The organism is Boseongicola sp., assembly GCF_057460485.1.
In genome coordinates this window covers 1-11372 of sequence record NZ_JBVCWP010000120.1, presented here as the reverse complement: position 1 = coordinate 11372, position 11372 = coordinate 1, and the positions used below count along the sequence as shown (strand labels likewise).

Genomic DNA, 11372 nt, shown 5'->3' with positions numbered 1-11372 from the left:
TCTTACGAAGTTCCTTGGCCTTGGTCATTTGGCATTCCCTTGTTTCCTCAGCGAAGGACCATTTGTCTTCCACGCGAGGCACTCATTAGAGCCAAATGTAGCACGGGTTCGTTTTGGGCTCAAAGCATGCGTCATTGGACCGCCTCACTTCTGAGGTCGAGCTCCCGAAAGGATCACAGGATAGCAGTGAACAAGGGAGGTGGATGATGGAGTAGACTGTTGGACTATGTGCACCCAAAAAGCCTCTGACGCGAGCTTCGGGTTGGATAAGCTTCGTTCCTGTATCGACATCCTCTGTGGAGCGACAGGTGAGAGCTGAGTTTACGCGTTCAACCACACAGGAGTTTGACCTGCGTCATGTATTTCCACGGTGTAATCAAAACGGAGACTTTCGCTTGATGATATGCAAGAAATCGATGTCCTAGATCCATTTAACTTTCGGGAGATGAACAGTGGCTCATCTGAAATGCACAATGATTGCCCTAGTCGCTGCGCTGGCGGCCGCGCCACTTGACGCACAAGACGCCGCAGACGCGATCGCCCCGGAGTCGGTTACAGAACTGACTAAATTTTTCCCAGACCTCTCTGCTGCGGCCCGAACCTCGCTAGCTATAAAGAGTGCAGGCGAACCTGTTGTGGCAAACGACTGGATGATTGCGGCCGCAAATCCTTTGGCCGTAGATGCGGGTGCTGCAGTGCTACGCGACGGCGGTACAGCCGCCGACGCCATGGTAGCGGTGCAAGCCGTTCTGGGATTGGTTGAGCCGCAGTCATCTGGCCTGGGCGGCGGTGCTTTTCTCGTGTGGTTTGATGCCCAAAGCGGTGAATTGACGACCCTGGACGGGCGCGAAACCGCGCCGATGGCCGTCACTCCTACAGTTTTTCAGGATGAAAATGGCGCGCCACTAAAGTTCTTTGATGCTGTTGTTGGTGGGCTCTCTGTCGGCACGCCCGGCACACCTCGCTTGATGGAAGAGGCACATCGCCGTTGGGGGCGCGCAAACTGGGGCGCTCTGTTTGATGCAGCCATCATGCACGCAGAAAAAGGCTTCGTCGTATCCGAGCGCATGGCGTCTTTGATTGCCAACGATGCCGAACGCCTCGGCAAGTTTGGCCCAACTTCTGAATATTTTGTTCCCAATGGCATTCCACTGGCGGCGGGTACCACGATCACAAACGAAGACTATGCTGATGTGTTAAGGCAGATGGCGCTGAAAGGTGCGAATGTCATTTATCACGGCCCGATTGCCGAGGACATTGTGCGCACTGTGCGCAATGCCAAGGGGAATCCCGGGCTGCTCTCGTTGGAGGATCTGGCCACTTACGACGTCGTCGAGCGCCGTGCCGTTTGCGTTCAATATCGACAATCCGAAGTATGCGGCATGGGGCCGCCGTCATCTGGAGCGCTGACGGTCGGGCAAATTCTTGGCATTGTCGGACAGTTCGATTTGGCTGGGCTTGGCGCAGAAAGTCCCGAGAGCTGGCGGATCATAGGCGACGCCTCGCGTCTCGCCTTCGCAGATCGTGGTCGCTACATGGCGGACAGCGATTTTGTACCGATGCCGACGAAAGGATTGGTTGACCCGTCCTATCTGGAAATCCGCGCGGGTTTGATTGCAGAAACTGATGTGGCTCTGGACACGATTGCTCCCGGTGAGCCGGCATGGGATCACGCGATGCTTTGGGCAGATGACCAGTCAATAGAGCTCCCCTCCACCAGCCATATCTCCATCGTAGACAGGTATGGAAATGCCCTTTCGATGACCACAACGATTGAGAACGGTTTTGGTAGTAGGCTGTTTGTGCATGGATTTCTGTTGAACAATGAGTTGACTGACTTCAGTTTCCGCACCCATGTGAATGGCACTCCAATTGCCAATCGGATCGAGCCAGGCAAGCGGCCGCGTTCTTCAATGGCACCAACGATCGTGATGCAAGACGGATTGCCTATCCTTGTAATAGGCAGCCCTGGCGGCAGCCGCATCATTGGCTATGTCGCGCAAGGCATCATCGCCCACTTGGATTGGGGCATGGACATGCAGCGGGCTGTTTCGATGCCGCATCTCGTAAATCGCTTTGGTACATATGACTTGGAAGCGGGTACGGGGGCTGAAAACCTCGCTGAACCGCTGACTGACCTTGGGTTTGAAGTAAAATCCAGAGGCCTTAACTCGGGACTGCATGCGATAGCGATAGGCGACCAATTACAAGGTGGTGCGGACCCCCGCCGAGAGGGAATAGCGCTTGGCGAATAGAACGATCAGCGCCAGTGCACGATCGGTCTTCTGTTTCTTGTGCGAGCACGGAAATGTTCTGACTACGAAGTGTGTATCAAATCAGGTGGCAAGTGCCCGGTCTTCATCGGACATTGCATCGGGCAGATCATCGAAGCTGGAATAGTTGAGCCGGTAGAGTTGCGCATAGAGGCCTCCGAGCTCGATCAGAGTATCGTGGTTACCTTGCTCTACCAGCCGCCCCTGTTGCAGAACGATGATGCGGTCGGCATTCCGGATCGTGGCGAGGCGATGCGCGATGACCAACCCGGTACGCCCTTCCAGCAGTCTCTGCAGCGCTTTCTGAATCTGCATTTCGGTGTAGCTATCGATATTGGCGGTAGCCTCGTCCAGCACCAGAATTTTAGCATCTGCAACCAGCGCGCGAGCAAAGCTAAGCAGCTGGCGTTGTCCAAGGCTCAGGTTGCTTCCGCGCTCTGCCAGCTTGGTGTCATACCCCTGTGGTAGTGCCTCGATGAATTCATGCGCGCCAACGGCTATTGCGGCTTCAACCACCGCATCGTCATCGGCCCAGTCGGAGGCATAACGAATGTTTTCCCGTATTGTCCCGGTGAATAGGTAGGGCTCTTGCAGCACCATTGCGATATGGCGTCCAAGGCTCTTCTGTGTGACGTCTCGCACGTCACGCCCGCCAACCAAAACCGCGCCGTCCTGCACGTCGTAAAACCGGTGTATCAGCGCCATTGAGCTTGATTTCCCAGAGCCGGTCGGGCCGACTAGCGCCACCGTTTCACCAGAGTTCACGCGAAAACTAACGTCTTTGAGCACGGGGTGCTCCGGATTGTAGCCGAAGCTCACATTGCGGAATTCGACCGAACCATCATCGCAATCCCCGAGCGGCGTCGCATCGGGGGCGTCTTCGACATCGACATCGACGTCCAGAACTTCTGTTAGACGATGGCCAGAAGCCATCGCGCGCTGCATTACCGAATATTGCATTGTCAGCGAGCGGATTGGGTCGAAGAACCGCTGGATATAGAACAGGAACGCCACCATGACGCCGACCTCGATACGCCCTGACACCACCATCATGCCACCGGCCAAGGCCACCACAGCCATAGCGCTGCCTGTCAGAGTGTCCACAATCGGGATCATGATCTGCGCCAGTTTCGAGGCGCGCAGTTGGGCATTGTAAGTATTGTCAACGAGCTGCCCATAAAGTTCGGCATTCAGGGTGCCGCGGTTCATGGCTTGAACGGCACGCACGCCGTGAATAGCCTCGGCCAGAGCGCCATTGGTGATGGAGTTCGCCTCATGGGCAGCCATGAACGCGGCACGGGCCCGGCTTAGCCACAAGATGCGAACCCCGAATAGTATCGGAATGACGATCAGGACCATCAACCCCAGTTGCCAGTCGAGCCAAAGCATAACCACTACGATCCCAAAAAGGAGCAGCAGGTCCCCTATAGCGAGCACCGAGGTTTCAAGGAATTCCTGCATCGAGTTCACATCGCCTTGCAAACGCGACATCAGCCGGCCGACCTCGGTTTTGTCCATGAATGAGAGCGACACGCGCTGCAAATGGCTGAACATTGCGCGCCGAATATCGAACAGAACGTCCTCGGCCATTCGGCCGGTCACGATCTCCTGCACACGGGAAGCAACAAAATTAATGGCGACGACGATAGCAAAGACTGCCAGGACGCCCAGCAGCACGGTGGGGGGCGTATCCGGCGCCATTCCATTATCGATTGCATAGCGGATTAAAAGCGGGATTGTCAGCTGCGAGCCTGTGAATGTTACCACGGCGGCAACGGAAATCGCCACATGGCGTTTGTAGGGGCGGACAAACTGCCAGATCCGCTGAGCGACCTTGCCGTCGAACACCCGCCCAAAGATCTCCTCTTCGATGCGCTCCGATCCGACAACTGCGCGCATACGTGGGCGTTCATCCTCGTGCGGGTCACGCGGCTCATCGGCTCTTGTCTTGCTCATGGTACATCGACCTTCTCGGCCAGCATCTCGGCATTTGGACGCATCTGCAGTGCGTGCAAGTCGCTGTAGCGTCCTCCCAGCTTCAACAATTCCTCGTGGCTGCCTTGTTCAACGATCCGCCCGCGTTCCAGAAACAGGATCCTATCAGCGTGCATCAGGCTTGCCAGCCGATGGGCCACGATCAGCGTCACACGATCTTTGGCATATTCTTTTAGTGCCCTTCGAATGCGGTTTTCTGTGCCGGCATCAATGGCGGCCGTGGAATCGTCGAAGATTAAGACCGCAGGCTTCATCATAAGCGTGCGCGCTATAGATAGTCGCTGGCGCTGGCCGCCGGACAGCGACACACCGCGCTCGCCGACGATCGTGCCGTACTTGCCGGGCAAACCAAGGATATAATCATGCAGTTGCGCGGACTCCGCGACGCCGCGGATTTGGCGCGTCTCAGTGAAGGGATCGGCATAGGCGATGTTGTTTTCGATTGAGGTTGTGAACAAGAAGTTGTCTTGCTGGACAACAGCCACAGCCTGACGAACTGACGCCAGGGTTGCATCGCGAATGTCCTGGCCGTCGATGCTGATGGAGCCTTGTGTGGGATCGTAAAAACGCGGGATCAGGTGCATCAAAGTCGTTTTCCCGGAGCCTGGCGGGCCGACAATGCCGACAGTCTCGCCCCTGTGTGCCTCGAAGCTGATGCCTGACACTGCCTTTCGGTCCGCGTTCCCCGCGTATGCAAAGCTAACATTTTCAAGCTTCAGCGTTCCGTCGGTTATCTTCAGATCTTGCGCGTCCGGTGCGTTGTCGATTTCGGTTTCGTGGTCAATGAGAGCGAATAGACGCGCTCCACAGGTCGAGGCGCGAGCGTATCCATTAACCATCATGCCCAGCTGCCGGACTGGCATCTGGAGGATGGTCATAAAGGTCAGGAAAGTGGCCAGAGTGCCCAGCGTGATTTCCCCTGACGCTACCTGCCGTCCGCCAAAATACAGGACCAACCCCATGGCGGCAAAGAATGCCAGCGTCATCGCAGAGGTGTTCTTGACGCGAGTTTCGATCCTTTGATGGCTAAGTTCCAGCGCCGATTTTGAGGCGACCTCGAACTTTGCCATTTCGTACTCTGAGGAGGCAAAGGCGCGAACCACGCGAATACCGGCAAGGTTTTCCTCCATTACCTGACTGAGAACGCCCAGCCTTTCTTGTAGGGTAAGCCAGGTCCGGCGGAGAGCCAGTCGCATAACCGTGCTGCGCCATCCCGCGAAGGGCACGAATGATAGTGCGAGCAGGCCAAGACTTAGATTGGTCGACAGCAACAGCGTCGCTCCAAGCCCGATCAACAGGCCCAGAAGCACGGTGCGCACCAGTGCGGTGGAAAAAAACATCCGCACACCTTCCAGGTCCAGCATTCCAACCGTGATCAGATCTCCCGAATGGGTCCGGTCGTGGAACGAAAAGGGCAGGCTCTGGATTTTTCCGTAAACAGCATTGCGAATATCGCGCGCCATCGAATGCCCGACGGATTCTGCGGTGTAGTTTTGGATAAGTGTGAAAAACCCGCGTCCAACGCTTGCCAGAAACAATAGCACTGCAATCTGGTAAAGCGTTTCGGGTTCGGCCCCTGCCGCGGCCACGGCTTGGGTCTGATCCACCGCGCGCCCCAGGAGAACTGGGATCGATAATTGCATAAGTACCGCGGCCACAGTTGCCGCCAGCGCTAGCCCGGCGCGCACGGGATAGCGAAACGACATCCGCGTGATGCGGGCGATGGCACCAAGCCCTGCGTGTGGGTCAACAGTGGCTGTTCGGCGAAATATCCGGTCGGAACTAACGTCACGGCCAGATTGGGAGTTTTTTGTCATTCAATTGTTGCTGCGGACTGAGCGTCGCGGCCTCCATATGGCTCGAACTAATAGTCTAATGTCTGAGAGACTGGCAATGTTTGATCGTGAAATGAAGTCGGCGCGGCTCGGGGCGTTGACACAAAAAGCCATCTTGAGCCGGCATGGTGGCTCTTTGACCGCCGTGAATGGCGTTATCATGCCTCCTCGACGACCGATCTGACGGCGGGGAATAAGCGTTGAATGGCCAAAGTATCCTCCGTACGCCGCCAGTTCACGCCCCCGTCCACAATTATTCCACTCACGAACCACTCAAGCGTTGGTGTATTCTGACTAAACTGGCGCAACGTCCTAAGCTGGCTGTCATCTGATAGTTGAGAGAAAAAATTCAATTACCTTATGTGTCTGGGCCGACCACGCTGTTATGCAAGACACCAATTTCAACGATCTCGCTTTCGACTACGTCTCCGGGCAGGCAGTAGCGCGTTGCGGGGGTCAAGCCTGGCGCGGGAGACCAGTTGCCGCCTAACTCTTTGTCGGTCGACCAGGCCGTGCCTGCGGGCGTTCCCGTCAGAATGACCATGCCAGGCTTGAGTGTGAAGTTAACCGAGAAGAAATGGATCAGTTCCGCGCAGCTCCAGATCATATCGGCCGTGCTTGTTTGCTGACGCAATTCGCCGTTGATCCGAGTGCGTAGTGTGAGCGCTTGAGGATCGGGCAGTTCGTCGACGGTGACGATGACGGGACCAAGAGGCAGACTTGTGTCAAAAGCCTTGCCGCGCCCCAATTCATACCAAGTGAATCCCTCCGGCGTCCTTCGCACCTGCCGATCGCGGGCGGTCGCGTCATTAGCGACAGTATAGCCGAAGACATGATCTAGCGCCTGATGCACCGGAATATGGCGGCCGGGTTTCCCAATGACTACGGCCAGTTCTGTTTCCAGATCCAGCTTTTGCGTCAGTTTGGGATCGCAGATGATACTTTCTCCAGGTCCGATCACACAATCGGATGTCTTGACGAAGAATTCGGGTTCCTTGCCACTGAGCGGGGTATTTAGCTTTTCCGCATTGTGAGCATGATAGTTGCTGCCCGCGCAGAGTACGGTCGAGGGCACCACAGGCTCCAGCAAATGTATGCGCTTCAACTCATGCCGATCTGTTTCTGCCGCATCGGACATCATCCGACGCGCCTCGCCAAGCGCCGCGGCCCCCCCCGAAATAAAGGCCGTCATGTCCGAAAAGGCTCCCGTCGAAAGGTCAATTACCGTGTCACCATCCAGCACGCCAAACCGTGTAGCACCGTCCAATTCGAACCGACATATACGCATTGAAGTCCTCCTTTATCGTGACAGAAAAGCGGCGGTCAGAATAACCCCAAGTCCCGCAACGCCAATGCGAAGATACTTATCGGGTACAAGTTGCGTCAGCCGTGCGCCCATATAGCCGCCCGCCAATGCGCCAGCCAGAACCGTTCCGGCTGCGACCCAGTCGATCAGACCCGAAAAGGCCAGTGGTATCACCGCAACTGTGTTCATGCTGAAAGCGAAAAGGTTCTTGGTGGCATTCGCTTTTCGCATGCCCATGCCCGCCAGCGACAGCACTGCTAGCAAAATAAACCCGTAGCCTGCCCCGAAGTAGCCGCCGTAGATGCCAGTCACGAAGAGCAATATCCCTGTGACCGATTGCAGGCGATCGCCTGGAAAAAGGCGCTTCATGATATCGGTCAGGCGGTTGCCCAGTAGGATTGCGATTACCGCAATGATCAGCAGCACAGGTATGACTGCCAGAAATGCCTTTTCGGACGACCAGATCAGCGCCATGGCTCCGCAGAAGGCGCCTAACAGTGCAGGTAGCATCAGCCTTACAAGCCCGCGTATATTGTCCAGTAACTCGTGCCGAAGCACCCATATTGCGGGCAGTTGAGACGGCCAGACGGCGGCGGTGCCCGTCGCGTTGGCGGCCAGCGGTGGTAGCCCTGCGGCCAGTAGCATCGGAAAAATGAAAAGTTTGGCGCCGCCCGCCGCGGCGTTCACGATACCACCCAAAACTCCTGCGGCCAGGAATAGCGCAAACTGAGCTGTCATCCATGCGGCGGCTTTTTAAGCACGGCATCAGGCAGACTTGTCGCGGTCAGCGCGAAATGTTGAGCTGTCAGCTCGCAGGCACGGCCAGCCTCACGTGACAGCACGGCGTCTGAAATCGCCTGGTGTTCGGCATCTAGGTCGCGCTGTCCCAGTTTTTGATAGACTGATGCGCGTCGATAGCGCGCGCATTGATCATGTAGGCTGGCGCGCACCTTCAAAAGCCATTTGGAACCACAAGCCGCGACCATTGCGGAATGAAAGGCCGTGTTGGCATCTTCCCAGGCGTCGGGAACACCGGAAGTGATCTGAGCCAGCGCCGCGTCCTGTTTGCGCATAAGATAGCTTGCCGCGACCACCTTGGATTCCCATTCCGTATCGCCTTTGGCGATCGAGAGCCGCAACGCGGCCAACTCGATTTCAGTACGGGCGATGTTCAGATCCTGGAATTCGATCAGATTAAGTGGCGCGACGGTAAATCCACGATTTCCTTCTGCGATCACCAATTGGTCGGTGGCAAGCATCTGCAATGCTTCGCGCAGTGGAGTCGGACCCACTTCGTAAAGCGTTTTCAGCTTTTCGATCCGCAACCGCTCTCCGGGGGGGCGTACACCGCTAATAATGTCGACGCGCAGCGCCCGATGGGCGGCCTGGGCAAGCGTCTCGCCGGCATCCAGCGTCAAGCCAGTAGCGGTGGCGTTGATCAGGAGGTTGAGGTCACTCAAAGGCGTTTCCTAATTTGCTGCTTGGGCGCTCTTTGACAGATTTATTTCAATATTGACAGGCTTGATTCTATATGTAATCCAATTTTATCGATAAAATGGAGTTGTGTCGAGAAAATGAAACTGGTCACGTTTAGAAGTGGTGGGAAAATCGGTGCTGGCTTTGTTGACGGCAAGCAGATCGTGGTCTGTGCCGAAGGCGAGGATGCGGCCTATGCTGTGCGCTCCCTGATTGAAACCGGACCGGAGGGTATCCAGGATTGGGCCGCGAAAGGTGCAAACGCAGAGCGCGTTGCGCTGGCAGATGTAACACTGCTGGCTCCAATTCCTGAACCGCGCCGTGACGTGTTCTGTGTTGGAAAAAACTACTTTGCACATGCCAACGAGTTTCACTCCAGCGGATTTGATTCCAGCGGGAAGGAGGCTGTGCCAAGCGCACCGATCATCTTTACCAAGGCCACGACAAGTATTGTAGGACCGGACGCCGTGGTGCGCGGTTCGCTCGACCCGACGCAGACCGTGGACTACGAGGGCGAGCTTGGTGTCATCCTTGGCACGCGCGCTTTCCAGGTGCCCAAGGATAAGGCCTATGATCAGGTTTTCGGCTATGTGGTCATGAACGATGTCACCTCGCGCGAATTGCAGCGTCATCACAATCAGTGGGTCATCGGAAAGGGCATCGATACATTCTGCCCGATGGGACCTTACATTGTGACGTCAGATGAGGTCGGAGATGTAACCAAGCTGGTGCTTGAGACCGAAATCAATAGCGAACCTCGCCAGAAAGCATCGGTCGCCGATCTGATTTTCGACATTCCTACTCTGATCGAGACGATGTCCGCGACTATGACTCTTTTGCCTGGCGATATCATCGCCACGGGCACCCCCGATGGGGTTGGCATCGGCTTCAAGCCGCCCAAGTATCTCGCCAAGGGTGATCGTATGAGTGTGCGCATCACCGGGCTTGGAGAGTTGAACAACACGATTGGCTGACACTCAATCCGGCCAGACCGATTTAGACTGATGGAAAATTCCAGGGAGGATACAACCATGAAGACATCAATGACCCTTGCCGCAGCAGCGGCGTTCGCGGGACTAACTGCTGCACCGCTTGCAGCACAAGAGGTCTACTTCGCGGGAAAAAGCATCGACGTGATCGTGCCCTTCGGCCCGGGCGGCGCGACTTTCGTTTCAGCCAAGTTTCTTGAGCCCTATTTCGAAAAGCATCTGCCAGGCAATCCCGAGATAAACGTTATCGACCGGCCCGGTGGAGGGTCGATCCTGGGGGCCAACTGGTTTGAACAGAACGCCAACTCGGACGGCACCACGATCCTGTTCACCACGTCATCGACGGCTAACCCCTTCGTGCTTGGACAAGAGGGCGTGGAATACAAACTGGCGGATTATCGCGTCGCCTACAGCCATCCGTTCAGTGCAGTGGCCTATGTGTCGCCTTCGACAGGGGTGACCAGTGCCGCTGACATTAAAAGCTCTAACGTTCCGCTGATCTATGGTGGCATCGCCGCTGCAGCATCTGACTTGCCGGGCCTGTTGTCCTTCGAGGTTCTGGGGGTTGATGTGAAATCGGTGCTTGGTTTTAATGGACGCGGTCCGGTGCGGCTTGCGTTCGAACAGGGCGAAGTGAACATCGACTATCAGTTCACACCGGTCTACCTAACCCAGGTCGTCCCGTCCGTTGAGGCCGGCACAGCCGTTCCGCTTTGGACCGGTGGCGCCGCAGATGCTGACGGCAATCTGACCCAGCGCGATCCGATCGCGCCAGAATTGCCATCGGTCTACGAGGTCTATGAAGAGCTGAACGGTAAGGCACCTGCAGGTATCGAGTGGGAAGCGTTCCAGGGCGTCGCTTCGGTTACCTATGCCTACGGCCTGACTGGCTACATGAAGCCCGACACCCCGCAGGAGGTCTTGGACATTTTCGCCAAGGCCGTGGCCGACATCAACGCCGACCCTGAGTTTCAGGCGGAAAGCCAGAAAGTCACCAACGGCGCGCGGCTAAGTGCGGGGCCGGCGACGGAAAACGCGATCAAAGCAGCTCTGTCACCTTCTGACGAAGTGCGTACCTATCTCAAGGACCTGCTGTCGACAAAGTTCGGCGTGAAGTTCTGATGATCCTTCGGGGTGGCCGGGTCATGCTCGGCCACCCCTCTTCATGACAAAAGGCGGCTTTGTCGTTTGATGTCCGCTTGAAAAGGCACCTCTCTTAATGCTGGAACACGTGTTTTCCGCGCTCGACGCCCTGCTGGACCCGATCCGACTTTTGGCGTTGTTTGCCGGTATGTTTGTGGGCATGGTTTTTGGCATGTTGCCCGGCCTTGGAGGTGTTGCAGCCGTTTCGATCCTGTTGCCGTTCATCTATTACCTCGATGATTTCTCCGGCCTTGCGATGCTGCTAGGCGCCGTATCGGTGGTTTATACGTCCGATACGATCACATCGGTACTTTTGGGCGCACCCGGTTCTCCGGCATCGGCGCCGACTGCTATC

9 protein-coding genes are annotated in these 11372 nt (G+C 56.4%); 4 read left to right on the top strand and 5 right to left on the bottom strand.

Annotated features, from left to right (window positions below; genetic code table 11):
- Positions 1-473 precede the first annotated feature (473 nt).
- Positions 474-2255 (top strand): gamma-glutamyltransferase, encoded by a 1782-nt coding sequence (gene ggt, locus AC221Y_RS13815; protein WP_486707544.1) that lies wholly within the window; start codon positions 474-476, stop codon positions 2253-2255.
- 81 nt (positions 2256-2336) lie between these two features.
- Here ggt and AC221Y_RS13810 read toward each other — a convergent pair whose 3' ends face one another.
- The 5 genes from AC221Y_RS13810 to AC221Y_RS13790 form a co-directional block, all read right to left on the bottom strand.
- The gene (locus tag AC221Y_RS13810) at positions 2337-4229 is read right to left on the bottom strand and encodes an ABC transporter ATP-binding protein (protein ID WP_299749054.1); all 1893 of its coding nucleotides are present in this window, start codon (positions 4227-4229) and stop codon (positions 2337-2339) included.
- Positions 4226-6085 carry an ABC transporter ATP-binding protein gene (locus AC221Y_RS13805; RefSeq protein WP_299749057.1) on the bottom strand — a complete coding sequence of 620 codons (1860 nt, stop codon included), beginning with the start codon at positions 6083-6085 and terminating at the stop codon, positions 4226-4228. The genes AC221Y_RS13810 and AC221Y_RS13805 overlap by 4 nt, the downstream gene beginning before the upstream one ends.
- Positions 6086-6461: 376 nt before the next feature.
- Positions 6462-7391 carry a fumarylacetoacetate hydrolase family protein gene (locus tag AC221Y_RS13800; RefSeq protein WP_299749060.1) on the bottom strand — a complete coding sequence of 310 codons (930 nt, stop codon included), beginning with the start codon at positions 7389-7391 and terminating at the stop codon, positions 6462-6464.
- A 12-nt stretch (positions 7392-7403) separates the two neighbouring features.
- Positions 7404-8147 carry a sulfite exporter TauE/SafE family protein gene (locus AC221Y_RS13795; protein WP_299749063.1) on the bottom strand — a complete coding sequence of 248 codons (744 nt, stop codon included), beginning with the start codon at positions 8145-8147 and terminating at the stop codon, positions 7404-7406.
- Entirely contained in the window at positions 8144-8869 is a 726-nt protein-coding gene (locus AC221Y_RS13790) for an FCD domain-containing protein (protein WP_299749067.1), read from the bottom strand. Before AC221Y_RS13790 ends, AC221Y_RS13795 begins: the two co-directional genes overlap by 4 nt.
- Before the next feature lie 114 nt (positions 8870-8983).
- Between AC221Y_RS13790 and AC221Y_RS13785 the strand changes: the two genes are divergently transcribed.
- From AC221Y_RS13785 to AC221Y_RS13775, 3 genes are all read left to right on the top strand, one after another.
- The gene (locus tag AC221Y_RS13785; RefSeq protein WP_299749070.1) at positions 8984-9859 is read left to right on the top strand and encodes a fumarylacetoacetate hydrolase family protein; all 876 of its coding nucleotides are present in this window, start codon (positions 8984-8986) and stop codon (positions 9857-9859) included.
- Between the two features lie 57 nt (positions 9860-9916).
- Complete coding sequence (locus AC221Y_RS13780; protein WP_486707543.1) at positions 9917-10996, top strand: type 2 periplasmic-binding domain-containing protein; 1080 nt, start codon at positions 9917-9919, stop codon at positions 10994-10996.
- A gap of 97 nt (positions 10997-11093) precedes the next feature.
- Positions 11094-11372, top strand: a 279-nt coding sequence (locus tag AC221Y_RS13775) for a tripartite tricarboxylate transporter permease (protein ID WP_486707542.1), incomplete at its 3' end; no start/stop codon positions are given.